Origin of the sequence: Streptococcus oralis, assembly GCF_023109195.1 — a bacterium.
GTDB lineage: Bacteria > Bacillota > Bacilli > Lactobacillales > Streptococcaceae > Streptococcus > Streptococcus oralis_BV.
Map to the genome: position 1 here is coordinate 1 of NZ_JALDUB010000001.1, position 26,010 is coordinate 26,010.

24 protein-coding genes, 9 tRNA genes and 1 riboswitch are annotated in these 26,010 nt (G+C 41.4%); of the genes, 25 read left to right on the forward strand and 8 right to left on the reverse strand.

What is annotated here, in order from left to right; translation table 11 throughout:
* The first annotated feature begins 2 nt into the window (after positions 1–2).
* The 9 genes from M1F65_RS00005 to M1F65_RS00045 all read left to right on the forward strand — a co-directional run bounded on the left by M1F65_RS00005 (position 3) and on the right by M1F65_RS00045 (position 794).
* Positions 3–76 (forward strand) — tRNA-Pro (locus M1F65_RS00005).
* A gap of 5 nt (positions 77–81) precedes the next feature.
* Positions 82–155, forward strand: a tRNA-Met gene (locus tag M1F65_RS00010).
* A 13-nt stretch (positions 156–168) separates the two neighbouring features.
* A tRNA-Ile gene (locus M1F65_RS00015) sits at positions 169–242 on the forward strand.
* Between the two features lie 11 nt (positions 243–253).
* Positions 254–343 (forward strand) — tRNA-Ser (locus M1F65_RS00020).
* A gap of 11 nt (positions 344–354) precedes the next feature.
* A tRNA-Met gene (locus M1F65_RS00025) sits at positions 355–428 on the forward strand.
* 3 nt (positions 429–431) lie between these two features.
* Positions 432–504, forward strand: a tRNA-Phe gene (locus tag M1F65_RS00030).
* 16 nt (positions 505–520) lie between these two features.
* Positions 521–591, forward strand: a tRNA-Gly gene (locus M1F65_RS00035).
* 35 nt (positions 592–626) lie between these two features.
* Positions 627–700, forward strand: a tRNA-Ile gene (locus M1F65_RS00040).
* A gap of 6 nt (positions 701–706) precedes the next feature.
* Positions 707–794 (forward strand) — tRNA-Ser (locus tag M1F65_RS00045).
* A 76-nt stretch (positions 795–870) separates the two neighbouring features.
* Here M1F65_RS00045 and birA read toward each other — a convergent pair.
* Both birA and M1F65_RS00055 read right to left on the reverse strand, forming a co-directional pair.
* The gene (gene birA, locus M1F65_RS00050; protein ID WP_000835303.1) at positions 871–1,806 is read right to left on the reverse strand and encodes a bifunctional biotin--[acetyl-CoA-carboxylase] ligase/biotin operon repressor BirA; all 936 of its coding nucleotides are present in this window, start codon (positions 1,804–1,806) and stop codon (positions 871–873) included.
* On the reverse strand, positions 1,803–2,663 hold the full coding sequence (locus tag M1F65_RS00055) for an AraC family transcriptional regulator (RefSeq protein WP_070800442.1): 861 nt from the start codon (positions 2,661–2,663) through the stop codon (positions 1,803–1,805). Before M1F65_RS00055 ends, birA begins: the two co-directional genes overlap by 4 nt.
* Before the next feature lie 107 nt (positions 2,664–2,770).
* Here M1F65_RS00055 and M1F65_RS00060 point away from each other — a divergent pair, with 107 nt between their 5' ends.
* The 10 genes from M1F65_RS00060 to pnuC all read left to right on the forward strand — a co-directional run bounded on the left by M1F65_RS00060 (position 2,771) and on the right by pnuC (position 15,077).
* Positions 2,771–4,933, forward strand: coding sequence for an alpha-galactosidase (locus tag M1F65_RS00060; RefSeq protein WP_247925248.1), 2,163 nt, complete (start codon positions 2,771–2,773; stop codon positions 4,931–4,933).
* 34 nt (positions 4,934–4,967) lie between these two features.
* Positions 4,968–6,218 (forward strand): extracellular solute-binding protein, encoded by a 1,251-nt coding sequence (locus tag M1F65_RS00065; protein ID WP_247925249.1) that lies wholly within the window; start codon positions 4,968–4,970, stop codon positions 6,216–6,218.
* An 18-nt stretch (positions 6,219–6,236) separates the two neighbouring features.
* Complete coding sequence (locus M1F65_RS00070) at positions 6,237–7,109, forward strand: carbohydrate ABC transporter permease (protein WP_247925250.1); 873 nt, start codon at positions 6,237–6,239, stop codon at positions 7,107–7,109.
* A gap of 16 nt (positions 7,110–7,125) precedes the next feature.
* Positions 7,126–7,959: a carbohydrate ABC transporter permease gene (locus M1F65_RS00075; RefSeq protein WP_000711270.1), complete on the forward strand. Its 834-nt coding sequence runs from the start codon at positions 7,126–7,128 to the stop codon at positions 7,957–7,959.
* Positions 7,960–8,165: 206 nt separating this feature from the next.
* Positions 8,166–9,608, forward strand: coding sequence for a sucrose phosphorylase (gtfA, locus tag M1F65_RS00080; protein WP_247925251.1), 1,443 nt, complete (start codon positions 8,166–8,168; stop codon positions 9,606–9,608).
* A gap of 131 nt (positions 9,609–9,739) precedes the next feature.
* A complete protein-coding gene (locus M1F65_RS00085) occupies positions 9,740–10,933 on the forward strand; it encodes an O-antigen ligase family protein (RefSeq protein WP_247925691.1) in 1,194 nt (397 codons plus the stop codon).
* 140 nt (positions 10,934–11,073) lie between these two features.
* Positions 11,074–11,517, forward strand: coding sequence for a MarR family winged helix-turn-helix transcriptional regulator (locus M1F65_RS00090; protein WP_247925252.1), 444 nt, complete (start codon positions 11,074–11,076; stop codon positions 11,515–11,517).
* Between the two features lie 72 nt (positions 11,518–11,589).
* Positions 11,590–12,318: an ATP-binding cassette domain-containing protein gene (locus M1F65_RS00095; RefSeq protein WP_000575225.1), complete on the forward strand. Its 729-nt coding sequence runs from the start codon at positions 11,590–11,592 to the stop codon at positions 12,316–12,318.
* Positions 12,311–13,831, forward strand: a complete 1,521-nt coding sequence (locus M1F65_RS00100; protein ID WP_049489594.1) for an ABC transporter permease/substrate-binding protein — start codon at positions 12,311–12,313, stop codon at positions 13,829–13,831. The genes M1F65_RS00095 and M1F65_RS00100 overlap by 8 nt, the downstream gene beginning before the upstream one ends.
* Positions 13,832–14,285: 454 nt before the next feature.
* A complete protein-coding gene (pnuC, locus tag M1F65_RS00105) occupies positions 14,286–15,077 on the forward strand; it encodes a nicotinamide riboside transporter PnuC (protein ID WP_000214770.1) in 792 nt (263 codons plus the stop codon).
* Between the two features lie 34 nt (positions 15,078–15,111).
* Here pnuC and M1F65_RS00110 read toward each other — a convergent pair whose 3' ends face one another.
* Positions 15,112–15,444, reverse strand: coding sequence for a hypothetical protein (locus M1F65_RS00110; RefSeq protein ID WP_000958142.1), 333 nt, complete (start codon positions 15,442–15,444; stop codon positions 15,112–15,114).
* A 26-nt stretch (positions 15,445–15,470) separates the two neighbouring features.
* Positions 15,471–16,025 (reverse strand): TetR/AcrR family transcriptional regulator, encoded by a 555-nt coding sequence (locus M1F65_RS00115; protein WP_001126071.1) that lies wholly within the window; start codon positions 16,023–16,025, stop codon positions 15,471–15,473.
* Positions 16,026–16,157: 132 nt separating this feature from the next.
* Here M1F65_RS00115 and M1F65_RS00120 point away from each other — a divergent pair, with 132 nt between their 5' ends.
* From M1F65_RS00120 to M1F65_RS00130, 3 genes are all read left to right on the forward strand, one after another.
* Positions 16,158–17,045, forward strand: coding sequence for a cation diffusion facilitator family transporter (locus M1F65_RS00120; RefSeq protein WP_049479046.1), 888 nt, complete (start codon positions 16,158–16,160; stop codon positions 17,043–17,045).
* A gap of 244 nt (positions 17,046–17,289) precedes the next feature.
* On the forward strand, positions 17,290–17,643 hold the full coding sequence (nmlR, locus tag M1F65_RS00125) for a stress response transcriptional regulator NmlR (RefSeq protein ID WP_049479045.1): 354 nt from the start codon (positions 17,290–17,292) through the stop codon (positions 17,641–17,643).
* Positions 17,644–18,681, forward strand: a complete 1,038-nt coding sequence (locus tag M1F65_RS00130) for a zinc-binding dehydrogenase (protein ID WP_084881647.1) — start codon at positions 17,644–17,646, stop codon at positions 18,679–18,681.
* A 67-nt stretch (positions 18,682–18,748) separates the two neighbouring features.
* Here M1F65_RS00130 and galR read toward each other — a convergent pair whose 3' ends face one another.
* Complete coding sequence (galR, locus tag M1F65_RS00135) at positions 18,749–19,750, reverse strand: DNA-binding transcriptional regulator GalR (protein ID WP_049479043.1); 1,002 nt, start codon at positions 19,748–19,750, stop codon at positions 18,749–18,751.
* A 164-nt stretch (positions 19,751–19,914) separates the two neighbouring features.
* Here galR and M1F65_RS00140 point away from each other — a divergent pair, with 164 nt between their 5' ends.
* The 3 genes from M1F65_RS00140 to M1F65_RS00150 all read left to right on the forward strand — a co-directional run bounded on the left by M1F65_RS00140 (position 19,915) and on the right by M1F65_RS00150 (position 23,067).
* On the forward strand, positions 19,915–21,093 hold the full coding sequence (locus M1F65_RS00140; protein ID WP_247925253.1) for a galactokinase: 1,179 nt from the start codon (positions 19,915–19,917) through the stop codon (positions 21,091–21,093).
* An 18-nt stretch (positions 21,094–21,111) separates the two neighbouring features.
* Positions 21,112–22,593 (forward strand): UDP-glucose--hexose-1-phosphate uridylyltransferase, encoded by a 1,482-nt coding sequence (locus M1F65_RS00145; protein ID WP_247925254.1) that lies wholly within the window; start codon positions 21,112–21,114, stop codon positions 22,591–22,593.
* A gap of 69 nt (positions 22,594–22,662) precedes the next feature.
* Positions 22,663–23,067 carry a PaaI family thioesterase gene (locus M1F65_RS00150; protein WP_084849260.1) on the forward strand — a complete coding sequence of 135 codons (405 nt, stop codon included), beginning with the start codon at positions 22,663–22,665 and terminating at the stop codon, positions 23,065–23,067.
* Between the two features lie 32 nt (positions 23,068–23,099).
* On the opposite strand, the gene M1F65_RS00155 is transcribed toward M1F65_RS00150, so the two are convergent.
* From M1F65_RS00155 to M1F65_RS00165, 3 genes are all read right to left on the reverse strand, one after another.
* Positions 23,100–24,362, reverse strand: a complete 1,263-nt coding sequence (locus tag M1F65_RS00155; protein ID WP_001171655.1) for a nucleobase:cation symporter-2 family protein — start codon at positions 24,360–24,362, stop codon at positions 23,100–23,102.
* The gene (locus tag M1F65_RS00160) at positions 24,362–24,943 is read right to left on the reverse strand and encodes a xanthine phosphoribosyltransferase (RefSeq protein WP_084849258.1); all 582 of its coding nucleotides are present in this window, start codon (positions 24,941–24,943) and stop codon (positions 24,362–24,364) included. Before M1F65_RS00160 ends, M1F65_RS00155 begins: the two co-directional genes overlap by 1 nt.
* 435 nt (positions 24,944–25,378) lie before the next feature.
* Positions 25,379–25,474: riboswitch (purine riboswitch) on the reverse strand.
* A 141-nt stretch (positions 25,475–25,615) separates the two neighbouring features.
* Complete coding sequence (locus M1F65_RS00165; RefSeq protein ID WP_084921738.1) at positions 25,616–26,002, reverse strand: bleomycin resistance protein; 387 nt, start codon at positions 26,000–26,002, stop codon at positions 25,616–25,618.
* Positions 26,003–26,010 lie beyond the last annotated feature (8 nt).

Genomic DNA, 26,010 nt, shown 5'->3' on the forward strand with positions numbered 1-26,010 from the left:
CGCGGGAAGTAGCTCAGCTTGGTAGAGTACTTGGTTTGGGACCAAGGTGTCGCAGGTTCGAATCCTGTCTTCCCGATTTATGGCGGTGTAGCTCAGCTGGCTAGAGCGTCCGGTTCATACCCGGGAGGTCGGGGGTTCGATCCCCTTCGCCGCTATATTGATCTTGTTGGACCTTTAGCTCAGCTGGTTAGAGCTCTCGGCTCATAACCGAGTGGTCGTAGGTTCAAGTCCTACAAGGTCCATTGTAAATAATGGAGGATTACCCAAGTCCGGCTGAAGGGAACGGTCTTGAAAACCGTCAGGCGTGTAAAAGCGTGCGTGGGTTCGAATCCCACATCCTCCTTTTTATATTAACGCGGGATGGAGCAGCTCGGTAGCTCGTCGGGCTCATAACCCGAAGGTCGTAGGTTCAAATCCTGCTCCCGCAATTTGGCTCGGTAGCTCAGTTGGTAGAGCAATGGATTGAAGCTCCATGTGTCGGCGGTTCGATTCCGTCTCGCGCCATATTTTGTTTTATTAAGCGGGTGTAGTTTAGTGGTAAAACTACAGCCTTCCAAGCTGTTGTCGCGAGTTCGATTCTCGTCACCCGCTTTGAACTTTGTTCAATTACCAAGTTTTTTAAACTTGGGCGCGTAGCTCAGGTGGTTAGAGCGCACGCCTGATAAGCGTGAGGTCGGTGGTTCGAGTCCACTCGTGCCCATTAATAGGAGAATTACTCAAGAGGCTGAAGAGGACGGTTTGCTAAATCGTTAGGTCGGGTAACCGGCGCGGGGGTTCGAATCCCCCATTCTCCGTACGTAAAGGGAGCTTCTAGGCTCTTTTTTTGTATGTAAATCCCCCTTCTAGATCGTTAAAAGGGGGATTTGTTTATTACCAATTTGTTAGTGATATTTCTCCGCTATTTAGCCAGATAGTACGTTTGTTTGCAAGTTCGACTTGTAGTTGACCGGATTCTGAGATTTCTTTTGCAAGTCCTTTTTTAAGTTTTCCATCTAGCTGGAAGGTAACTTCTTTTCCAAGAACTAATGATCTTTCTTTATAGATATAAAGTAGCTCATCTGGATCCGTATTGTAGAAACAATTCCATATTTCGCTGATGAGCTCATTACGACTAATTGGTGCAGGTGGCATAAATAGGCTACCTGCTTTTTCTTTTAGGTCTTCTGGGAAGTCTGCTATAGAAAAATTTATACCAAGTCCGATAATGACATCTGTAACCAAGCCTGTTTCAACTGATGTCATTGCTTCGGTGAGGATACCTGCTATCTTTTTATTTTTTAAGTAGATGTCATTTACCCATTTGATATCTACTTCTATCATAGTTAGATTTTTAATGGCTTTGTAGGTTGCAGCAGCTACAAGGAGAGTATAGGAAGGGAGTTTTTCATAGGGAAGATTGGGTTGAATATGCAGGGACATATAGATCCCACCCTGAGATGGAGAATAGTAGGGGCGCTGAAAGCGGCCACGACCTGCTGTTTGACAGGTTGAAAGATAGAGTGTGTTTCCTTGGTTTCCAGCCTCAATCCCTTCTTTTGCATCTGTTTGTGTTGATTTTGTCTCAGGTTTGTAGCGAATGGTTAAGTTGGTTTTCTCCTGAATCAAATCAGGCAATATCAGATCGCCTTGAATAAGCTTGTATCCTCTATTTTTGATACTGTCAATTTCTAGGCCTTCTTGTTGAAGACGTTGGATCGCTTTCCATATGGATGTACGGCTTAAATTCAGTTCTTCTCCGATTTTTTCTCCGCTGACATAATCGTTTTCTCTAGCTAATATTTGGTAAACTAGTTGGTGTGATTTCATTGATTTTCCTTTCTAGCTAAGAGGGAGTGAGAGTATTCATTTCGAGTTTGACTAGGTGTTTTATGAAAAAACTGTTTGTAGGCTTTTGAGAAATGTAGTGGATCTGAAAAACCCACAGAATATGCAATGACTTTGATCGTTTCATTGGTGTGTTCTAGTAACTGTTGAGCACGCTTCATTCGAACGAAAAGTAAATACTCTTTTGGAGAGAGTTGGTGAAATTCTTTAAACACACTAGTTAAGTAACTTCTATGAACCGATAGCTCTTTTGCTAAATCTTGAATGGTAAGCGATTGTGGATAGTGACTATCAATTAATCGTTTGCAGTCAAGATAGAGCTGGTGAGTTGATGAAATATTCTCTTTTTTCTGATTGGGAGCAATCGTTCCTAGATGAAACATTAGTTCATGGAGTTGTCCCATGATGTGGAGTTGAGCCAATTCATTAGATTTTGTAATCTGAGCAAAGCGGACAATATCTGAGATGAGTTTTGCAGTTGTTTGTGTATGACAGTTATTTGACTGGATGAGGTAGGATTGGTCAGAAATTTGAGATAGAGCAAAGTAGTCAGGTGCCCTCCCTCCAGTGATCCCCAACCAGTAGTAAGCCCAAGGATCCTGGTTATCTGCTTTATAGAATGTTAATTCATCTGGTTTTAGTAAAAAGAAATCTCCTGCCTTTAAATCAACAATTTTCCCCTTATAATGGAATTGACCTTTTCCTTTAGTAATGTAATGTAGTACATAGGTATCTCGAATAGCTGGGCCAAAAGAGTAATTAGGCGTGCATTCTTCATAACCGTAGAAGCTAAGAGAAAGATCAATTGTTCCAGTCTGGTATTCTGAAAAAACGAGCATGGGCCACCTCCTACCTAACATTTTACCATACTTTGTATACATTTCTCTATTTTAGAAAGCGCTTTTATGTGCTAAAATTTTATCAAGAAATAGATGAGGTACAATTTATGGGAATTTGGATAGAGAATAATCTATTTTACGTTGAGAGTAAAGGTTTAAGTTTGATTATTGAAAATAGGGATGGATTCTTATTATTAAAACATTTAGGAAAGACTATTAAGAACTATAGAGGGGCTAATAGTGTTTACGAACGCGATCATGCTTTTTCTGGTAATCCCATAGCTACTAATCGCACCTTTAGTTTGGATACGCAACGTCAGATTTTGGGACAACATGGTTTGGGTGACTTTAGAAAACCAACTTTACAGATTCAACATGATGCAACTGAAGTAACAGACTTTCGATTTGTAGAAGCAAAGATTTTAAAAGGTCAGAATGGTCCACAGGGTTTACCTTCTCCACACAGCATGGATGATACAGAGACTCTTGCCTTGATTTTAGAAGATTCTAAGGCTCAACTTAGTCTGACTTTGTATTATACTGCTTTTGATAATGATGCGACAATTGCTAGTTACAGCAAATTGGAGAATAATAGCAATCAGGAAGTTGTCATTCATAAGGACTTTTCTCTCATGGCTGATTTTCCTGCTGCAGCTTACGAAATAGTGACTTTACAGGGAGCTTATGCTCGTGAAAAGACTGTTCGACGTCAACAGGTAGAACAAGGAATCTTTTCGATTAGTTCGAACCGTGGAGCTTCTGGGCATGCTCAAACACCAGCTCTTCTACTATGTGATCAAGGAGCCACAGAGGATGCTGGGAATGTGTTTGCTTTGCAACTACTGTACAGTGGAAACTTCGAAGCTTTTGTCCAAAAAAATCAACTGAATGAAGTTCGGGTGGCTATTGGCATTAATCCAGAAAACTTTTCTTGGAAGTTAGATCCTGAGGAAAACTTTGAAACACCGGTAGCTTTAGTGACCTATTCAGATAAGGGATTAACCGGTATCAGTCATGAAAGTCAGAATTTTGTACTTAAGCACATTATGCCAAGTAAATTTTCTAAAAAAGAACGCCCAATTCTTATCAATAACTGGGAAGCTACTTACTTTGACTTTCAGAGAGAAAAACTGTTAGAATTAGCTGATGAAGCTAAGAAAGTTGGAATAGAACTTTTTGTATTAGATGATGGGTGGTTTGGAAATCGCTTTGATGATAATCGTGCTTTAGGTGATTGGGTTGTTAATGAGGAAAAACTGGGTGGAAGCCTAGAAAGTTTGATTTCAGCTATCCATGACAGAGGTTTGCAGTTTGGCCTTTGGTTAGAACCTGAGATGATTTCTGTTGATAGCGATTTGTATCGCAAACATCCTGACTGGGCTATTCAGGTTCCAGGTTATGAGCATACCTATTCTAGAAATCAATTAGTACTTAATCTTGCCAATCCCCAGGTAATAGAATATTTGAAAAATGTTTTAGATGAACTCCTCTCTTATCATAAAATTGACTACATCAAATGGGATATGAATCGTAATATTACTAATTTGGGGAATGGTTCAGTTTATCTGGAAACCCAGATGCAATCTCATCAATATATGTTGGGGCTTTACGAACTCGTTTCTTATCTGACAGAGAAACACAGTCATATTCTCTTTGAGTCTTGCTCTGGTGGTGGTGGCAGAAATGATCTTGGTATGATGCGTTATTTCCCACAAGTCTGGGCTAGTGATAATACTGATGCAATTGCACGTTTACCAATTCAATACGGTTCATCCTATCTCTATCCAACCATTTCTATGGGGGCTCATGTGTCAGCAGTACCAAATCATCAGATGGGACGAATGACACCATTGGAAACTCGCGGTCATGTGGCAATGATGGGAAATCTGGGCTATGAGCTTGATTTGACAAGTTTATCAGATGAAGAGAAGGCTGAGATTGCTAATCAGGTGAACTTGTATAATGAATTGCGACCAGTAGTCCAGTTGGGAAATCAGTATAGGTTAATCAATCCCGATGCTGAATCCAATGAAGCAGCTGTGCAATTTAACTATGGAAATCAAACGATTGTAACCTACGTCCGAGTCCTATCAGTTGTGGAAACAATGGAAACCACCTTGAAACTGAAAGATTTGGAGGTGGAAGGGCTTTATGAGCTGGAAGGGACAAACATTGTTTACTCGGGTGCAGAGCTCATGTATGCAGGTTTAACTGTTACCTTATCACCAGGAGATTTTTTGAGTAGACAGTATAAATTCAAAAGACTATAATAAAAGCGTATAAATTTATCAAGGAGGCATTCCAATGAAATGGTATAAGAAAGCAGGTTTTCTTTTAGTAGCTGGGGCAAGTTTACTAGGCCTTGTGGCTTGTGGTCAGAACAATCAATCAACTGATGGTAAGGTAACGATTGAGTTTTTTAACCAGAAGACCGAGATGGCAGATACCTTGCAAAGGATAGTGGATGATTTTGAGAAGGAACACCCTAATATTGATGTGAAGCTGACTACAGTACCTTCAGCTGGAATTGTGCTAAAGACTCGGATTTTATCAGGAGATGTTCCAGATATTATTAATATCTATCCTCAAAATATGGATTTTCAGGAGTGGGCGAAGGCAGGTTATTTTGCAGATATGACAGGAAAACCCTATCTTGAGAACATCAAGAATGACTATGCCGAAAAGTATGCAATCAATAACAAGATTTATAGTGTGCCTTTAACGGCTAACCTTTATGGAATTTATTACAATAAAACAAAGTTTAAAGAATTAGGACTTGAGGAACCGAAGACTTTTAAAGAGTTTCAAGAGATTGTTAAAAAGATAAAAGATAGTGGGCATTCTCCGTTTGCAGTTGCAGGCAATGAAGGCTGGACACTAAATGGTTACCACCAACTTTCTCTCATTACTCTTACAGGTAGTGGAGACGCGGCTAATAACTACCTTCGCTTTTCAAAACCAAACGCAATCTCTGCAGATGATGCTATTTTAAAAGCAGATGCAGAACGTCTCGATTTATTAGCAGATAATGCTCAAGATGGTTGGCGTGGTGCCTCTTATAATGATTCGGTGGTAGCATTTTCGAGTGAAAAAGCTTTGATGATGCCACAAGGATCATGGGCATTAGCGGCAATTAATCAACAGGATCCAAAATTTGAGGTGGGAATGTTTGCCTTCCCAGGCGAAGAAGTAGGAAAAGAAGTCACTGTTGGTGCAGGGGACATGGCATTATCAACTTCAGCTACTACCAAACATCCGAAAGAAACCGAAGAATTTATCAGCTATATGACTAGTCCAAAAGCTATGCAGTCATACTATGATGTAGATGGATCACCTGTTGCGGTGAAAGGCATACAGGAAAAAGAAGATTCAGCGCTTGCAGCTATTTCTAAACTGGCATTTACGGACAAACATTATGTTTGGTTGGGCCAACGCTGGAACTCTGAAGAAGACTTTTTTAATCTAAGTACAGGTTACCTGATGGATAAAAATCTGAAAAATATGGCAAACAATCTCAATGCTTTCTTTAATCCAATGAAGGCAGATTTGGACTAGAATAGGAGTTAAGATGATATGGCTATTCGAAAATTTTTAAATAAATACTGGGGTTGGACATTTTTGCTCATCCCGCTTGCTTTACAAGCTATCTTCTTTTACTTTCCAATGGTACAAGGTGCTTTCTATAGTTTGACTAACTGGACTGGATTGACCTATAATTATAAATTTGTTGGTTTGAATAACTACAAATTGCTGATGATTGATGGGAAATTCTTCACAGCCATAGCCTTTACTTTGATTTTAACTCTGGCATTGATTATTGGAGAGATTACGATTGGGGTGGTTGTGGCACGAGCCTTAAATTCGAAGATGAAGGGGCAGACCTTCTTTAGAGCTTGGTTCTTTTTCCCGGCTGTTTTGTCTGGTTTGACAGTTTCCTTGATTTTTAAACAATTCTTCAACTATGGGCTTCCAACGATTGGAAAAATTTTAGGAATTAGTTTTTTACAAGAGAGTCTATTAGGGACACCTGTCGGAGCGGTAGTGGCAACTATTTTTGTTCTTCTATGGCAAGGAGTAGCTATGCCAATCATTCTCTTTCTTGCTGGTCTTCAGAGTATTCCAACTGATATTTTAGAGGCAGCATCAATTGATGGTGCAACCAGTAAACAAACTTTTTGGAAGATTGAATTGCCCTATTTACTGCCAACGATCTCAATGGTTTTTATCTTGGCTCTTAAGTCTGGTTTGACAGCCTTTGACCAAATTTTTGCGTTGACGAGTGGTGGTCCAAATAATGCTACAACGTCTCTTGGACTTTTAGTCTACAACTATGCTTTCAAGAGTAATCAATATGGATATGCGAATGCAATTGCCTTGATTTTATTCTTAATTATTGGAATTGTTTCTCTGATCCAAATCAAGCTATCAAAGAAATTTGAAATCTAATAGAGGAGTCCTACACATGAAAAAAGAAGAAAAATTGAATCAGTTTTGGAAATACGTCCTCTTGATAGTCGGTGGTATTCTTATACTTGTTCCTTTGTTGGTAACAGTATTTAGTTCTTTCAAAACAACTAAGGATATCATGAATCATTTCTTTAGTTTGCCCAATCCTTTTACCTTAAGCAATTATGAACGATTAATTTCGGATGGAATTGGAGGCTATTTCTGGAATTCAGCAGTTATTACGGTGTTATCATTGATTGTAGTGGCTTTCTTTATACCAGCTGCAGCTTATTCCATTGCTCGAAATATGTCCAAGAAAAAAGCCTTTGCAATTATGTATTCGCTCTTGATCTTAGGGATATTTGTTCCATTTCAGGTGATTATGATTCCCATCACAGTTATGATGAGTAAACTCGGCCTAGCAAATATGTGGGGGCTAGTAATACTCTACCTAACTTATGCTATTCCACAGACTCTCTTCTTGTATGTTGGTTATATAAAAATCAGTGTACCAGATAGTTTGGACGAAGCTGCGGAAATTGATGGGGCTGATCGTTTTACAATTTATCGTCGAATCATTTTTCCAATGTTGAAGCCCATGCATGCTACAACTTTGATCATCAATGCATTATGGTTCTGGAATGACTTTATGTTGCCACTCTTGATTCTGAATAAGGATTCCAAGATGTGGACTTTGCCTCTCTTCCAGTACAACTACCAAGGTCAGTACTTCAATGACTATGGCCCAAGTTTTGCATCTTATATTGTGGGAATTGTAACGATAACCATTGTCTACCTCATCTTCCAAAAACATATCATTTCAGGAATGAGTAACGGGGCAGTGAAGTAAGAAAGTGCTTAGGGAATTTATAATTCCATACATAGAGGAACAGTTCAGCTTGTTGACAATTCTATGTAGAAAACAAGAAAGTAGTACTTAGTTGCTTGCAGTATATATTAGTACGAGTTCGATGTGAACAAAAACCTAAAAATATCTTTCATTTACGAAGCCAGGTCATATAAGACTTGGCTTTCATCAGAAAAAGGAGACCATCTATGACCATTCAAAATAAAACTATGTTAATTACTTACTCAGATAGTCTTGGAAATAACCTTAAAGACTTGTATGAGAATTTGGAAGAACATTTTGGCGATGCTATTGGGGGAGTTCACCTTCTACCATTTTTCCCATCAACAGGTGATCGTGGATTTGCACCAGTGGACTATGATGAAGTGGATCCAGCGTTTGGTGATTGGGAGGATGTTAAGCGTTTAGGGGAGGAATATTATCTTATGTTTGATTTTATGATTAACCATATTTCTCGCCAATCTAAATATTATAAGGACTATCAAGAAAAACATGAAGCTAGTGAATTCAAAGATCTCTTTTTAAACTGGGATAAGTTTTGGCCGGGAAATCGTCCGACACAAGCTGATGTAGATTTAATTTATAAGCGTAAGGATCGTGCACCAAAGCAAGAGATTCTTTTTGCAGATGGTTCAGTAGAACATTTGTGGAATACCTTTGGTGAAGAGCAGATTGATCTTGATGTGACCAAAGAAGTAACGATGGCATTCATCCGTAAGACGATTCAACATCTAGCAAGTAACGGGTGTGATTTGATTCGCCTAGATGCCTTTGCTTATGCAGTGAAGAAATTGGATACCAATGATTTCTTTGTGGAACCAGATATTTGGAGTTTATTGGACAAAGTTAGAGATATCGCTGCTGAGTATGGGACAGAGCTCTTACCTGAGATTCATGAACACTATTCGATTCAGTTTAAAATAGCGGACCATGATTACTATGTTTACGATTTTGCCCTTCCAATGGTAACCCTTTATACTCTTTACAGTTCCAGAACAGAGCGCTTGGCTAAGTGGTTAAAGATGAGCCCGATGAAGCAATTTACGACACTAGATACCCATGATGGGATTGGAGTGGTAGATGTCAAGGATATCCTGACTGATGAGGAAATTGACTATGCTTCAAATGAGCTCTATAAGGTTGGAGCGAATGTCAAACGTAAGTACTCTAGTGCAGAGTATAACAATCTAGATATCTACCAAATCAATTCAACCTACTATTCTGCGCTTGGAGATGATGATGTCAAGTACTTCCTCGCTCGTCTGATTCAAGCTTTTGCTCCAGGCATTCCTCAGGTTTACTATGTGGGTCTATTAGCAGGTAAGAATGACTTGAAATTATTAGAAGAAACCAAAGAAGGTCGAAATATTAATCGTCATTACTATAGCAATGAGGAAATAGCAGAAGAAGTTCAACGTCCTGTGGTGAAGTCTCTTCTCAATCTATTTTCTTTCCGTAATCGGTCAGAGGCCTTTGACCTAGAAGGGACTATTGACATTGAAACACCAACAGCTCACAGCATTGTAATCAAACGTCAAAATAAAGACAAGTCCGTAACAGCAGTAGCAGAAATTGATTTGCAAAGTCAGACCTATCAGGTATTGGAAAATGGGAGAAAAATTCAATTTTAGCGCTATATTAATGAAATAGTTTTTTGAGGTGAAAACGTGTTCATTATTCCCAAATGACGGAAAAAATGGTAGAATATAAAGATAGTTTAGCATTTATCTTCTGGAGAAATCCAGAACAGAAAGGATCCGTTTTGAAATCAATTGGATTACTGGATAAGATAAGAGGGCTTTCGAAAAAAGATTTCTTTTTGTATTTGATGATCATAAGTATCTTTTTACCTTTTTATTTGTTCTTAGCTCTCTTTGCTTTATATTTGATAGGTTTACTTGTTACTGGGGAGATGAAGGGAATTATCAAAGGATTGGCCAAACATCCTGTACTTCTCTTTTTTATTGCCTACAGTAGTATCATCTCTATCGTCGCCAAGAACTGGCTGGGATTGGTTGCATCTTTACTGATGTTTCTCTTCCTCATTTTCTTTAGCTTCTACCAGAAACGTCTGACACATGCTTTCTTTCGACTGATACTGCAGACAATCTTGTTTGGTAGTGTGCTCTCTGCTGTTTTTGCTACCTTGGAGCATTTCCAAATTGTAAAGAAATTTAACTACGCCTTTCTTTCGCCCAATATGCAAGTGTGGCACCAGAACCGTGCAGAGGTGACCTTCTTTAATCCTAACTACTATGGGATCATTTGTTGCTTCTGTATCATGATTGCCTTTTATCTCTTTACAACGACGAAGCTAAGATGGTTGAAAGTCTTTTGTGTGCTAGCAGGTTTTGTGAATCTATTTGGTTTGAATTTTACGCAAAATAGAACAGCCTTTCCTGCCATCATCGCTGGTGCCATCATTTATCTCTTTACAACCATTAAAAACTGGCGTGCCTTCTGGCTCAGTATTGGAGTTTTCGGGATTGGCCTTTGTTTCCTCTTCTCAAGCGATTTGGGTGTCCGTATGGGAACGCTAGATTCTTCAATGGAGGAGCGCGTTTCAATCTGGAATGCTGGGATGGCCTTGTTTAAGCAAAATCCTTTTTGGGGGGAGGGGCCATTGACCTATATGCACTCTTATCCTCGGATAAATGCTCCTTATCATGAACATGCTCACAGCCTTTATATTGATACGATTCTGAGTTACGGAATTGTGGGAACCATTTTATTAGCTTTGTCTTCTGTTGCTCCTGTTCGTTTGATGATGGATATGAGTCAGGAGTCGGGGAAACGTCCAATTATCGGTCTTTATCTATCTTTCCTTACAGTGGTTGCTGTGCATGGAATCTTTGACTTGGCCCTTTTCTGGATTCAGTCAGGTTTCATTTTCTTGTTAGTTATGTGCAGTATTCCATTGGAGCGTCGAACCTTGGTATCAGACATGACGGATTAAGTTTATAAGATTGAAATCTTCTACCTTGAGTAGGAGATTTTTTACTGAGAAAAATTAGTTCTAAATCGAAATAGTTGACAGATGGAACGATAAGTATTACAATGGAATATAATTCGATATCGAAATAAATTGGAGGGATCATGAAGGATAGTCATTTGGTAGCTCATCATATTCGTTTGTTGAATGGGAGGATTTTTCAAAAGTTACTGAGTCAGGATCCTGAGGCTCTTTATCGGAGTGAACAGGGCAAGATTCTCACGGTTTTATGGAATAGTGAAACTGGCTGTGCAACTGCGACAGATATTGCGCTAGCGACTGGTCTCGCTAACAATACGCTCACAACCATGATAAAGAATCTTGAGGAGCAAAACCTGGTCATCATTAGCCCATGTGGAATAGATAAGAGAAAGAAATATGTCAAGCTAACGGAGCAAGGTTGGTCCCAGAAAGAAGTGGGCCATCGTATTAGTCAAAAACTGGATGCTATTTTTTATAAAGGATTCACTGAGGAAGAAATTCGTCAGTTTGAAAGTTATCAGGAACGCATTTTGGACAATCTGAAAGAGCAGGAAAATGAGGTTTAGAATGGGGTAAATTAGTTATTAAAAGTTTGGTAACTTGACAAACCGAGGAAAATTTTAAATTGAGGACAAAGAATGATTGAATACAAAAATGTAGCGCTACGCTACACAGAAAAAGATGTTTTGAGAGATGTCAATTTACGGATTGAGAATGGGGAGTTCATGGTTTTAGTTGGTCCATCTGGATCTGGTAAGACAACCATGATCAAGATGATTAACCGTCTTTTGGAACCAACTGATGGAAATATTTATATGGATGGCAAGCGCATCAAAGACTATGATGAGCGGGAACTTCGTCTTTCTACTGGTTATGTTTTACAGGCCATTGCTCTTTTTCCCAATCTAACGGTTGCGGAAAATATTGCCCTCATTCCTGAGATGAAGGGCTGGAGCAAGGAAGAAATTGCTCAGAAAACAGAAGAGCTTTTGGCTAAAGTTGGTTTACCAGTGGCTGAGTATGGACATCGACTTCCTAGTGAACTATCTGGCGGAGAACAGCAACGGGTTGGTATTGTTCGTGCTATGATTGGTCAGCCTAAGATTTTGCTTATGGATGAACCTTTTTCAGCCTTGGATGCCATTTCGAGAAAACAGTTGCAGGTTTTGACGAAAGAATTGCATAAAGAGTTTGGGATGACAACGATTTTTGTGACCCATGATACGGATGAAGCTTTGAAATTAGGTGACCGTATTGCTGTCTTGCAGGACGGAGAGATTCGTCAGGTGGCGAACCCTGAGACCATTTTAAAAGCTCCTGCAACGGACTTTGTAGCAGACTTGTTTGGAGGTAGTGTTCATGACTAATTTGATATCAACTTTTCAGGATCGTTTTGGTGATTGGGTAACAGCTCTATCTCAACATTTGCAGTTGTCACTTTTAACCTTGTTACTAGCTATTTTTATCGCGATTCCTTTGGCTGTTTATCTTCGTTATCATGAAAAGATGGCGGACTGGGTCTTGCAGATTGCAGGAATTTTCCAGACTATCCCGTCTCTGGCCTTGTTGGGACTCTTTATTCCCTTGATGGGAATTGGGACCTTGCCTGCTTTGACAGCACTAGTGATTTATGCGATTTTCCCAATTTTGCAAAATACCATCACTGGGCTAAAGGGAATTGATCCAAGTCTACAAGAGGCTGGGATTGCCTTTGGGATGACTAGATGGGAGCGTCTCAAGAAGTTTGAAATTCCACTTGCCATGCCTGTCATTATGTCTGGGATTCGGACGGCAGCGGTCTTGATCATTGGTACGGCGACCTTGGCTGCCTTGATTGGTGCAGGGGGACTGGGTTCCTTTATCCTTTTGGGAATTGACCGCAATAATACCAGTCTGATTTTGATTGGGGCCCTTTCTTCTGCAGTGCTGGCTATTGCCTTTAACTTCCTGCTAAAAGTGATGGAAAAAGCAAAATTGCGGACGATTTTCTCTGGTTTTGCCTTGGTGACCATATTGCTTGGTCTGTCTTATAGTCCAGCCCTCTTGGCTCAAAAAGAGAAAGAAAACTTGGTGATTGCTGGGAAATTGGGTCCAGAACCAGAAATTTTGGCCAATATGTATAAGCTGCTGATTGAAGAAAATACCAGTATGACTGCGACTGTTAAACCGAATTTTGGGAAAACAAGTTTCCTCTATGAAGCTCTGAAAAAAGGGGATATTGATATCTATCCTGAATTTACTGGTACGGTGACTGAAAGTTTGCTTCAGCCATCACCCAAGGTAGGTCATGAGCCAGATCAGGTTTATCAGGTGGCGCGTGATGGCATTGCCAAACAGGATCATCTGGCCTATCTAAAACCTATGTCTTATCAAAATACCTACGCTGTAGCTGTTCCGAAAAAAATTGCTCAAGAATATGGCTTGAAGACCATTTCGGACTTGAAAAAAGTGGAAGGGCAGCTGAAGGCCGGTTTTACTCTCGAGTTTAATGATCGTGAGGATGGAAATAAGGGCTTGCAATCAATGTATGGTCTCAATCTCAACGTAGCGACCATGGAGCCAGCTCTTCGCTATCAGGCAATTCAGTCAGGCGATATTCAAATCACAGATGCCTATTCGACAGATGCAGAATTGGCGCGTTATGATTTGCAGATCTTGGAAGATGACAAGCAACTCTTCCCACCTTATCAAGGGGCCCCACTCATGAAAGAAGCTCTTCTCAAGAAACATCCTGAGTTGGAGCCAGTTCTCAATAAACTAGCAGGTAAAATCACGGAAAGCCAGATGAGCCAGCTCAACTACCAAGTCGGTGTTGAAGGCAAGTCAGCAGAACAAGTAGCCAAAGAATTTCTACAAGAACAAGGCTTGTTGAAGAAATGATGGGGCAGAGACTTTAAACATACTGAACTCAACTCCCTTAAACAACTAGATAAAAGAATGCTCAGACAATGTCGTCTGGGCTTTTTTGATATTAGAGTTACTGAATGTCTTTCAAAATGGAAAATAATACTCAATGAAAATCAAAGAGCAAACTAGGAAGCTAGCCGCAGACTGTACTTGAGTACGGTAAGGTGACGCTGACGTGGTTTGAATTTGATTTTCGAAGAGTATAAGAGGAAATTTTCAGGATTTTCCAATATTTTACTGTAAATACACTTGACTATTCAGAGAATAGGTGTATAATGTGTTGTGAACTACTTAACAAATAAGGATTTCCAACTCATGTCGACTAAGGATGGAAATCTTGTGTATAGACAGTTCAGTAGATATATAATAGAGCGTTGCGTCCGAAAGTCTATCCAGACACGGCTCTTTAAAAACAAAAGGAGAAAATATGACGACTTATTTGCAAACAAAACTCAAGAATATCAAAATTACTCTTGGTGAAATGTCTGGTGGCTACCGCCGTATGGTTGCTGCTATGGCTGATTTGGGATTTTCAGGAACCATGAAGGCTATCTGGAATGACCTCTTTGCCCATCGTAGTTTTGCTCAGTGGCTTTACCTGCTGGTTTTAGGAAGTTTTCCAATCTGGCTGGAGTTGATTTATGAACACCGCATTGTTGACTGGGTTGGGATGATTTGTAGCTTGACAGGGATTATCTGTGTTATCTTTGTATCGGAAGGTCGAGCAAGTAATTACCTTTTTGGTTTGATTAACTCTGTTATTTACCTTATCTTGGCTTTGCAGAAAGGCTTTTATGGTGAGGTGCTAACGACACTCTACTTCACGGCCATGCAGCCAATTGGACTTCTAGTTTGGATCTACCAGGCACAGTTTAAAAAGGAAAAGCAGGAGTTTGTCGCGCGTAAACTGGACGGTAAGGGTTGGACCAAGTATCTTTCTATTAGTGTTTTCTGGTGGTTGGTATTTGGGTTCATTTATCAGTCTATCGGAGCCAATCGTCCTTATCGCGATTCCATCACCGATGCGACCAACGGGGTGGGGCAAATCCTCATGACAGCTGTTTACCGTGAACAATGGATATTCTGGGCAGCTACCAATGTCTTTTCTATCTATCTCTGGTGGGGAGAAAGCCTGCAAATCCAAGGGAAATACCTGATTTACTTGATCAATAGTCTAGTTGGTTGGTATCAGTGGAGCAAGGCCGCAAAGAGTGCTTAAAAAGTAAAAAAGGATCATCTGATCCTTTTTTGTGTTAGAGCAAAATGAATAATACCGTAATGATAATAGCGCTCGTTATACGAACGATGTGGTGCGATATATGTTGGTGTTCTTTCTGTTGCCCGTTCCAGTAGGCTCCATAGCAGACGATACTTGAGCCCACAATCCATAGAAGAATGGTTGCAAGTGGGACGAAGTAAAAGATGGCTAGAGCCAGAGAGGTGAGGCAACTGCCAACCAAAATGCATTTATTTCCTAGACTGTAGTTCTTTTGTTTCATGGCTGAAAAAGCAGCAGCAAGGTGAAGCAATGAGAAGGCGAGAGCTAGTACAATTGTTAGTATTCCTAGAATCATCGAAGTTAACATAGTTGGTTCCTTTCTGAGTTACAGGCTTAGTTATCAAGTGGAGTTGTAGAGGTCATCTCCATTACATCAAGGTAAAATCTCACCACTTGGTCTTCGGTATAAGATTTTCCTTTTTTTAGCCACCAAGTTAGGGTCTCGATAAAGTTCGTCACAACAAAATGCTGGAGGTAGGAGGCCGGAATGTTTGGATAGGCCTCTTGCAAGTCACCCGCCACCATGGGATAAACGTGGTGTTCGAGTTCCTTGTGTAGTTGGCGGAGGAAGTAGTCGTTTTTAGAAAAAAGGAGACTGGTGACATGGTCCTGGTTTTTCTGAAAATGTAAAAAGATATGTGCGAGGTAGTCCTCGGTAGTAAAGTGTCCTTCCCTTTCAAAGAGATGATGAAAGAGGTAGCGACAGAGCTCATCTAAAAGGAGTTCCTTGCTTTCATAGTGACAGTAAAAAGTAGAACGTCCAACATCTGCTAGGTCAATGATATCCTGAACAGTAGTGGCATCATAGCCCTTGTCGTTCAAAAGTTGTAAAAAAGCTTGATAGATGGCTTTTTTCGTCTTGCTGACTCGACGGTCTCTTTTTGGCATATAGACACTTGAGACAAACTGTTCAGAACTGAATAGGACTGACAGTTTGCTTCTATCCTTTCTTTGAATTTTATTAGATAATACAAATGAAAGAAGTATGTATATACCCATTATACCAAAGGAGGGAGAGAAATGAGTTCTAAAACATCTATCTGGTTAGCTTTTTTCTTAAATTTAAGCTATGCGATTGTTGAGTTTATCGCAGGAGGAATCTTTGGTTCGAGTGCCGTTCTTGCTGATTCTGTTCATGACCTGGGAGATGCTATAGCCATTGGCATCTCAGCCCTTTTAGAAACAATTTCAAACCGTGAAGAAGATAGACAGTACACCTTGGGTTACAAACGTTTTAGTCTTTTAGGAGCCATGCTAACGTCTGTGATTCTTATGATAGGGTCTGTCCTAGTGATTTTGGAAAATATCACGAAGATTGCTCATCCGCAACCCGTTAATGAGAATGGCATCCTCTGGCTGGGAATCATTGCAGTAGCTATCAATGTACTAGCAAGTCTGGTAGTTCGTAAAGGAAAGACAAAGAACGAGTCAATTCTTAGCTTGCATTTTTTGGAAGACACTCTTGGTTGGTTGGCCGTCATCCTAATGGCGATTATCCTCCGATTTACAGATTGGTATATCCTTGATCCGCTTTTATCGCTGGTTATTTCCATCTTTATTCTGTCGAAAGCCATTCCTCGCTTTTGGAGCGCACTGAAGATTTTCCTAGATGCTGTGCCAGAAGGGGTCGAGACAAGTGATCTGGAGAAGGATATAGAGGCTCTGACCAATGTCAAAAGTGTTAACCAACTTAGCATTTGGTCCATGGACGGTCTAGAGAACAATGCTATTGTTCACATTTGTATCAAGGACTGGGAGCAGATGATGGAGACCAAAGAAGTGGTGCGTCAATGTTTAGAAGAAAGAGGCGTGCAGAATATCACTATTGAAGTGGACAGCAGTCAAAGCAATCATGCGCAACATAGGCGGAGGGTGAGAGAGTTAGAGCAGAAGCATGGGCATCATTAGTACAAAGTGAAGAATGATTAAGCCCCTATGTTATTTGAAATAGAGTATTTTATTTACTGTTTAAATATTTTAAAAGTTTGATCCTATAAGGCTCTGTATAAACTTTACTTAGTTGTTTGGTAATTAAAAAAATTTTTCGATTAGATGCAAAAAGTTTGACTTGGAGTCAACTCAAAGTTGTATAATAAGATGAATGAGTTATAGTTGCTTAAATTCAGTGAAGATAATGAAAGGAGGCTAGTATATGAATATTAAATCTGCCAGCGATTTATTAGGAATTTCAGCGGATACGATTCGGTATTATGAGCGAGTTGGTCTTGTGCCACCGATTACTCGAACCGCGACTGGAATTCGTGACTTTCAAGATCAGGATATAGAAGCACTAGAATTTATTAAGTGTTTTCGTTCGGCGAGTGTCTCTATAGACAGTTTAGTTGACTATATGTCGCTCTACCAAAAGGGGGATGAAACGAGAGAGGAAAGGCTTGGTATTTTAGAAGAGGAAAAGAAAAAATTAGAGGAGCGCTTGTCTCAGTTACAGACGGCTTTAAATCGCTTAAATCACAAAATTAAACTTTACAAGGAAGGAAAATTTTAAATGAAATCAGCAGTATATACAAAGGCAGGCCAGGTTGGACTTGCTACAATTGAACGTCCACAAATTATAGAAGCAGATGATGCTATTATCCGCATTGTCCGTACTTGCGTTTGCGGTTCGGACCTCTGGAGTTACCGTAATCCAGATATTGAATCTGGCCATCAAAATAGTGGGCACGAAGCCATTGGAATTGTCGAAGAAACCGGAGAGGCTATTACAACGGTCAAACCGGGAGATTTTGTCATTGCACCTTTCACCCATGGCTGTGGGGAGTGTGATGCCTGTCGCGCTGGCTATGATGGGACTTGTGACCGCCATATTGGAACCAACTGGTCAGGTGGTGTCCAAGCTGAGTATATCCGTTTCCACTATGCCAACTGGGCGCTGGTTAAAATCCCAGGTCAACCCTCTGATTACACAGAAGGAATGCTCAAATCTCTCCTAACACTGGCTGATGTCATGCCGACTGGCTATCATGCAGCGCGTGTTGCTAATGTGCAAAAAGGGGATAAGGTTGTGGTGATTGGTGACGGGGCTGTTGGGCAATGCGCTGTCATTGCAGCTAAGATGCGTGGAGCTTCTCAAATTGTCCTTATGAGTCGTCATGAAGATCGCCAAAAGATGGCCTTGGAATCAGGTGCGACAGCTGTTGTGGCTGAACGTGGCGAAGAGGGAATTGCCAAAGTCCGTGAAATCCTTGGTGGTGGAGCAGATGCAGCCCTTGAATGTGTTGGGACTGAAGCAGCCGTAGATCAAGCTCTTGGAGTACTTCACAATGGTGGACGTTTAGGCTTCGTTGGTGTTCCTCATTACAATAACCGTGCGCTCGGTTCTACCTTTGCTCAAAATATTTCAGTGGCAGGTGGAGCAGCCTCAGTTACTACTTATGACAAACAAGTTTTGTTAAAAGCGATTCTTGATGGAGACATCAATCCAGGCCGTGTCTTTACATCAAGTTATAAATTGGAAGATATTGACCAGGCTTATAAAGATATGGATGAACGCAAGACCATTAAGTCTATGATTGTGATGGATTAACAATGAAAATCCTAATGGAGATTTGGGACTCCCTATTAGGATTTTTTGCGTTGGTATATTTGTTGAGTTATGGCAGCGTACTTTCTCTCAGAGTCAGTCTGGTTCCCAGCATGGTTAGGCTAGGGATTTTGCGACCGTGTAGAACTTCCTTGTTAAGAATATCCATCCCTGCTCGGCCCATTTCCTCGGTATAGACAGTGATACTGGAGAGGGGGGGATAGACCTGCTTGGTCAGGCTAGTGTCGTTAAAAGAAATGAGGCTGACGCGGTCTGGTAGGCTGATTCCAGCTTCTTGGAGGGCACGGAGGGCGCCGATGGCTAAACTATCGCTAGCTGCGAAAAAGGCTGGTGGGAGTTGTTCTCCTAGCTTGTGAATGGCCTCCTTCATCAAGTCATAGCCAGACTGGGCAGTAAAGCTTCCCTGAAAGACCAGTTCTTCATGGTAGATTCCTTTTGCTTGGGTAATATCTTTGAAATTTTCTAGCCGCTTATCCTGAATAATTTCTTCCTGGTCGGTTGTTTCCTCAAGGCCTGTTAGAATGCTAATCCGATCCAGTCCCTGACCGAGGAAATGGTCTACAACTTGTTTCACAGCAGTGTAAAAGTCAGTGATAATACAGGTATGACCTAGTGAGAGGGTATCACTGTCTAGAAAGACCAAGGGTTTTTGGTATTCTTCAAATGCAGCAATCTGAGCTCGGCTGAACTTTCCGATGCAGAGAATGCCAATCACTTCCTCACTTAATGTAAAAGGATGGTCATTAAAATAGCGCAAGATGTCATAGTCCAACTCTTGGGCTCTTTTTTCAATACCGAGACGAATCTGATAATAGTAAAGATCATCAAGCTCCCCTTGTTCGCTGACCCATTGGATAATGGCAATCTTTTGCTTGGGTTTGTGGGATTCGCCTGTCTTGAGGTGCTTAGTATAGCCCAGCTCTTCAGCGACAGTTAAAATACGGTGTCTGGTTTCTTCTGTAACAGATAGACTCTGGTCGCGATTGAGGACACGAGATACGGTCGCGATAGAGACAGAGGCTAGCTGTGCAATGTCTTTTAAGGTAGCCATAAATCCTCCTCCTTTTAGGTTAGTATATCATATTTTTCTGCTTTTTACTGATAGTTTAGTAAAAGTTTAGTAAAAAGGATTGACCTTGGTAAATCCCTTGGATACAATAGAAGAAAACGATTACACGTTAAGGTGACTTAACGGACAGTCAAAGGAGAATTTATATGACACAAGATCTTACTACTGAAGCCCTTCGCAAAGACTTTCTTGCCGTTTTTGGTCAAGAAGCAGACCAAACTTTCTTTTCACCAGGTCGTATCAATTTGATTGGTGAACACACGGATTACAATGGTGGACATGTTTTCCCAGCAGCTATTTCCTTGGGAACTTATGGGGTGGCTCGCAAACGTGACGACCAAGTTTTGCGTTTCTACTCAGCAAACTTTGAGGACAAAGGCATTATCGAAGTGCCTCTGGCTGACCTTAAGTTTGAGAAAGAGCACAACTGGACCAACTATCCAAAAGGTGTCCTTCATTTCTTGCAAGAAGCTGGACATGTGATTGACAAAGGGTTTGATTTTTATGTTTATGGGAATATCCCAAATGGTTCAGGTTTGTCATCATCAGCGTCCTTGGAACTCTTGACTGGTGTTGTGGCAGAGTATCTCTTTGGTTTAAAACTAGACCGTTTGGATTTGGTTAAAATCGGAAAACAAACGGAAAATAACTTTATCGGAGTCAACTCTGGTATCATGGACCAATTTGCCATCGGTATGGGGGCAGACCAACGTGCCATTTACCTAGATACCAACACTTTGGAGTACGACTTGGTGCCACTTGATTTGAAAGACAATGTCGTTGTTATCATGAACACCAACAAACGTCGTGAACTGGCGGACTCTAAGTACAATGAACGCCGTGCTGAGTGTGAAAAAGCTGTGGAAGAATTGCAAGTTGCCTTGGATATTCAGACCTTGGGTGAATTGGATGAGTGGGCCTTTGACCAATACAGCTATCTGATTAAAGATGAAAATCGCTTGAAACGTGCTCGTCATGCTGTGCTTGAAAACCAACGTACCCTCAAAGCGCAAGCAGCTCTTCAGGCAGGTGATTTGGAAACCTTTGGTCGTTTGATGAATGCTTCTCACGTTTCTCTAGAACATGACTATGAAGTAACTGGCTTGGAATTGGATACCCTTGTTCACGCAGCTTGGGTACAAGAAGGTGTTCTCGGTGCTCGTATGACAGGAGCTGGTTTTGGTGGCTGTGCCATTGCCTTGGTGCAAAAAGATGCTGTTGAGGCCTTTAAGGAAGCTGTAGGCAAGCACTACGAGGAAGTCGTTGGATATGCTCCAAGCTTCTATATCGCTGAAGTTGCAGGTGGCACTCGCGTCCTTGACTAGTTAAAAGGAGGCTTTATAGTGACCTTAGTAGATAAATTTGTAACACATGTCATTGCTGAAAGTTCATTTGAGGAAATGGATCGCATCTACCTGACCAATCGTGTCTTAGCACGAGTGGGAGAAGGCGTTTTGGAAATTGAGATTGATCTGGATAAAGTGATTGACCTCAAGGACCAGCTGGTCGAGGAAGCGGTTCGATTAGAGACGATTGAGGATAGTCAGACTGCGCGTGAAATCCTCGGTGCTGAACTGATGGACTTGGTGACCCCTTGTCCGAGTCAGATCAATCGTGACTTCTGGACAACCTACGCCCACTCTCCTGAGCAGGCAATTGCGGATTTTTACCAACTTAGCCAGAAAAACGACTACATCAAACTCAAGGCCATTGCTAAGAATATTGCTTATCGTGTTCCATCTGACTACGGAGAACTTGAGATTACCATCAACCTCTCTAAACCTGAAAAGGATCCGAAAGAGATTGCGGCAGCCAAGTTGGTGCAAGCTAGCAATTATCCTCAGTGTCAGCTTTGTATAGAGAATGAGGGCTACCATGGTCGGGTTAACCATCCAGCTCGCAGCAATCACCGCATTATCCGTTTTGAAATGGCTGGTCAGGAGTGGGGCTTCCAGTATTCGCCCTATGCTTATTTTAATGAGCACTGTATTTTCTTAGACGGCCAGCACCGTCCCATGGCTATCAGCCGTCTCAGCTTTGAGCGTTTGTTGGCTATCGTAGAGCAGTTTCCAGGCTATTTTGCGGGCTCGAATGCCGACCTTCCGATTGTGGGGGGGTCTATTCTAACCCATGACCACTATCAGGGAGGCCGTCACGTATTTCCTATGGAATTGGCTCCCTTGCAAAAGACTTTCCGATTTGCTGGTTTTGAACAGGTCAAGGCTGGGATTGTCAAGTGGCCTATGTCAGTGCTGCGTTTGACTTCAGATTCCAAGGAGGATTTGATTAACTTGGCTGATAAGATATTGCAGGAATGGCGACAGTATTCAGATCCAAGTGTGCAAGTATTGGCAGAAAGTAATGGAACACCACACCATACCATTACACCGATTGCCCGTAAACGTGACGGACAGTTTGAGTTGGACTTGGTCTTGCGGGACAATCAGACATCGCCAGAGCATCCTGATGGAATTTATCATCCCCACAAGGATGTTCAACATATCAAGAAGGAAAATATTGGCTTGATTGAGGTCATGGGCTTGGCTATCTTGCCACCTCGTTTGAAAGCAGAAGTGGAGCAAGTCGCTAGCTATCTTGTAGGAGATGATGATATAGTTACCGACTATCATCAGGAATGGGCAGATCAGCTCAAAGCCCAACATCCAGAGCTAACGGATAAAGAAAAAGCCCTTGAAATCGTCAAGGACTCTGTGGGTGCTATTTTTGCGCGTGTACTTGAGGACGCGGGGGTTTACAAGCAGACGGAACAAGGACAAGCAGCCTTTATGCGCTTTGTAGAACAGGTCGGAATTTTGCCAGACTAGGAGCTTTCTCCTTGCACAGTCCTATAAAAAGTAGTATCATAGTGTCGTTTGAACTATCAGGAGGAAACGATGAAAGATTTTCATTTTGACGCTATATCTGCCTTTGAAAATTACGAAATTGAACAAATGAGAGATGGTCACGTTGTGGTGACGACCAAAGTAGTAGACTCGTCGCTCAACTACTATGGCAATGCCCATGGTGGCTATCTCTTTACTCTTTGTGACCAGATCAGTGGTTTGGTGGTTATCTCGCTGGGGCTTGATGGAGTGACGCTTCAGTCTTCTATCAACTACCTCAAAGCAGGAAAACTCGACGATGTGCTGACCATTAAAGGAGAATGTGTCCATCATGGTCGCACAACCTGTGTCGTGGATGTGGATATCACCAATCAAGAAGGCAGAAATGTTTGCAAAGCAACCTTTACCATGTTTGTGACAGGCCAGCGGTCAGAAGACAGACAGGTGAGGATATAGATAAACAAAAAAGAGGCTCACACCTCTTTTTCTTATTTCTTTTTCCGGTTTAATACTGCATTGAGGACAATGGCCAGTAGGCTGGCTACGACGATTCCGTTTGAGAAGAACATTTGGAAGGCTGTTGGCATGCTGACAAAGAGATTACTATTGTTGAGTCCGACACCTGCAGCGATGGAAACTGCTGCGATAAGGAAGTTGTGTTCATTGTTAGCAAAGTCAACGCGGGCGAGGATTTGCATCCCTTGAAGGGAAACAAAACCAAACATCACCAGCATGGCCCCTCCAAGGACAGGGCTTGGAATGATTTGGGCGAGGGCTCCAAACTTAGGAAGGAGTCCAAGGAGGACTAGGAAACCAGCAGCGTAGTAGATTGGCAGGCGGGTCTTGATACCAGATAATTTAACCAAACCAACGTTTTGTGAAAATCCTGTGTAAGGGAAGGTGTTAAAGATTCCTCCGAGAAGTACGGCCAGACCTTCTGCACGGTAACCGTTGCGCAGGCGCGTGCTGTCGATTGGGTCATTAGTAATATCAGACAAGGCCAGATAAACACCAGTGGACTCAACCATAGAGACCGTTGCGATGATACACATCATGACAATAGAGGAGATTTCAAAGGTTGGCACCCCAAAGTAGAGAGGAGTTGGGACATGGACAAGCGGTGCTGCCGCAACAGGAGAGAAGTCAACCAAGCCCATAGTGGCAGCAATGGCAGTTCCGACAACCAGTCCAATCAAAATGGAGATAGACTTGATAAATCCTTTGGTAAAGATGTTGATCAAGAGGATAATCAGAACAGTGATAGCAGCAAGTAGGAGACTTTGACCAGTTGGCTCTGGAACGTTATTTCCCATATTTCCAATAGCGACAGGAATCAAGGTTAAACCAATCGTGGTAATGACAGAGCCCGTTACGATAGATGGGAAAAGATTGGCAACTTTTGAGAAGATGCCGGAAATCAGAACCACATAAATCCCTGAAACGATAAGGGCACCAAACATAGCACCGCTACCGTGGCTCTGCCCAATCATAATTAAAGGAGCGACGGATTGGAATGCAACTCCGAGAACGACTGGGAGTCCAATTCCGAAGTATTTGTTGAGTTGGAGTTGAAGGAAGGTGGCCACCCCACACATGAAGATATCTGTGGAGATTAGGTAGGTCAACTGTTCAGCTGAATAGCCAAGAGCTGTCGCAATCATGATAGGAACCAGGATAGAACCTGAGTACATGGCTAGTAAGTGCTGTAAGCCAAGAACGGCTGCTTGCGAGTGTTTTTCTTGTTTTTGCATTAGAGATCTGCCTCCTTAAATACGACCTGACCATTTTCAAAACGATCCAAGCGAGCCAGTGATAGGACTGGATACCCTGCTTTTTCAAGCAAATTACGACCATCCTGGAAAGATTTTTCAATCACGATACCAATCGCTTCGACTTTTGCTCCAGCTTGTTCGATGATTTGGATCAAGCCTTTGGCAGCTTGGCCATTAGCAAGGAAATCATCGATAATCAAGACCTTGTCCTCTGGTGAGAGGAATTTTCCAGCGATAGAAACGGTGCTGGTCACCTGCTTGGTAAAGGAGTAGACTTGGGCGGTTAAGATACCTTCGTTCATGGTGATGTTTTTAGCTTTCTTGGCGAAAATCATGGGAACGTTTAAGGCTTCAGCTGTAAAAATAGCTGGTGCAATGCCTGACGCTTCAATCGTTACAACCTTGGTAATGCCAGCAGAAGCGAATTTGTCCGCAAATACCTTACCAATCTCTCGCATCAAGCTAAAGTCAACTTGGTGGGTTAGAAAGGAATCCACCTTGAGGATGTTGTCACCCAAGATATGCCCATCCTCGAGGATGCGCTCTTCTAATAATTTCATAAGACCTCCTAAAGTCTAAAAGCCAGTTTACTTGTTGGTTAAATATTTCTATAGTGAACCAGTTTGCTAGTACTATATATTTGATAAAACTAGTACGAGCGAAGCGAGTTTTATCAAACATTTCCCGCCGTAGTGGTATCATAGACAATAATCTTGTTATTGTCTATGACGGGATTTTTGAGAGTAAAATAGTTCGGGGAACTATTTTAGCCTAAGCCTAGAAATGAAAGAGCTAGGGGCTCAAAAATTAGGGATGAAATTCCCTGGATTCCTGAAATTATCCACAGGATAATTTCACCTCCCGTCCGCACTAATTAAGGGAAATATTAAAAAAATTTAGTTTACACTTAAAGGCGTGCTTTAACAAAAATATACAAAAAGGACCTACTTAATCCCCCCTAAGTAAGTCCCCAAAATAGGTATGGCCAAAACCATACCTTCAGCTGACATACTCATTGTTAGGTGTTCCGGCACCTTGTAGAAACGTCGTGCCAATTCACGACATAAACAAGTAAAATGATATTCAATTTTAAACAGGCTACTGCCAATGTTTTTATTTTACACCAATTAGCTTTATAAATCAAATATTTTGTTAGTAAATAGATCATAAAAGCGAACGAATAAAAGGCTGCAACACTAGAAAGTATTGTAGCCTTTTATTCTTCTATTCTTCTATTCGCTAAATCTTAAAAAATAACCATCTGGATCCAAAACTGCAAATTCATGGGGATATATAAAGCTATCTCCTACTCGAAATTCTCTTTTTGTCAGCGGACGATGGATAGGATAGTCAGCTTCCAGCAGTTTTTGGTGGAGCTGAGGGACATCTTCAATGCCAAAGGAAATATTGACACCGCGCCCGAAAGGATAGGTTAGTTGGGCTAATTCTTCTGAGCCGCCTTCTTCTAGCATAAGTTGGCAGTCTTCAAGCGAGAGGAAGAGAAATTTCTCCTCTGGACGCTCGTATTCGACAGAAAATCCCAGCAAGTCGCAGTAGAAGTGGCGTGACTTTTCGAGGTCAGATACTACAAATTCAGGAATGACAGCTTGATAGTCCATTAGCTTTC

Bases quoted from the DNA above. Each gene is read 5' to 3' on its own strand.
- nmlR (WP_049479045.1), top strand. From the start codon at position 17,290: ATGAATATTAAATCTGCCAGCGATTTATTAGGAATTTCAGCGGATACG.
- M1F65_RS00095 (WP_000575225.1), top strand. From the start codon at position 11,590: ATGATTGAATACAAAAATGTAGCGCTACGCTACACAGAAAAAGATGTT.
- M1F65_RS00090 (WP_247925252.1), top strand. From the start codon at position 11,074: ATGAAGGATAGTCATTTGGTAGCTCATCATATTCGTTTGTTGAATGGG.
- M1F65_RS00155 (WP_001171655.1), bottom strand. From the start codon at position 24,362: ATGCAAAAACAAGAAAAACACTCGCAAGCAGCCGTTCTTGGCTTACAG.
- M1F65_RS00115 (WP_001126071.1), bottom strand. From the start codon at position 16,025: ATGCCAAAAAGAGACCGTCGAGTCAGCAAGACGAAAAAAGCCATCTAT.
- M1F65_RS00165 (WP_084921738.1), bottom strand. From the start codon at position 26,002: ATGGACTATCAAGCTGTCATTCCTGAATTTGTAGTATCTGACCTCGAA.
- M1F65_RS00120 (WP_049479046.1), top strand. From the start codon at position 16,158: ATGAGTTCTAAAACATCTATCTGGTTAGCTTTTTTCTTAAATTTAAGC.
- gtfA (WP_247925251.1), top strand. From the start codon at position 8,166: ATGACCATTCAAAATAAAACTATGTTAATTACTTACTCAGATAGTCTT.
- M1F65_RS00070 (WP_247925250.1), top strand. From the start codon at position 6,237: ATGGCTATTCGAAAATTTTTAAATAAATACTGGGGTTGGACATTTTTG.
- M1F65_RS00160 (WP_084849258.1), bottom strand. From the start codon at position 24,943: ATGAAATTATTAGAAGAGCGCATCCTCGAGGATGGGCATATCTTGGGT.
- M1F65_RS00075 (WP_000711270.1), top strand. From the start codon at position 7,126: ATGAAAAAAGAAGAAAAATTGAATCAGTTTTGGAAATACGTCCTCTTG.
- M1F65_RS00130 (WP_084881647.1), top strand. From the start codon at position 17,644: ATGAAATCAGCAGTATATACAAAGGCAGGCCAGGTTGGACTTGCTACA.
- M1F65_RS00100 (WP_049489594.1), top strand. From the start codon at position 12,311: ATGACTAATTTGATATCAACTTTTCAGGATCGTTTTGGTGATTGGGTA.
- M1F65_RS00150 (WP_084849260.1), top strand. From the start codon at position 22,663: ATGAAAGATTTTCATTTTGACGCTATATCTGCCTTTGAAAATTACGAA.
- M1F65_RS00140 (WP_247925253.1), top strand. From the start codon at position 19,915: ATGACACAAGATCTTACTACTGAAGCCCTTCGCAAAGACTTTCTTGCC.
- M1F65_RS00055 (WP_070800442.1), bottom strand. From the start codon at position 2,663: ATGCTCGTTTTTTCAGAATACCAGACTGGAACAATTGATCTTTCTCTT.
- galR (WP_049479043.1), bottom strand. From the start codon at position 19,750: ATGGCTACCTTAAAAGACATTGCACAGCTAGCCTCTGTCTCTATCGCG.
- M1F65_RS00110 (WP_000958142.1), bottom strand. From the start codon at position 15,444: ATGTTAACTTCGATGATTCTAGGAATACTAACAATTGTACTAGCTCTC.
- M1F65_RS00065 (WP_247925249.1), top strand. From the start codon at position 4,968: ATGAAATGGTATAAGAAAGCAGGTTTTCTTTTAGTAGCTGGGGCAAGT.
- birA (WP_000835303.1), bottom strand. From the start codon at position 1,806: ATGAAATCACACCAACTAGTTTACCAAATATTAGCTAGAGAAAACGAT.
- pnuC (WP_000214770.1), top strand. From the start codon at position 14,286: ATGACGACTTATTTGCAAACAAAACTCAAGAATATCAAAATTACTCTT.
- M1F65_RS00060 (WP_247925248.1), top strand. From the start codon at position 2,771: ATGGGAATTTGGATAGAGAATAATCTATTTTACGTTGAGAGTAAAGGT.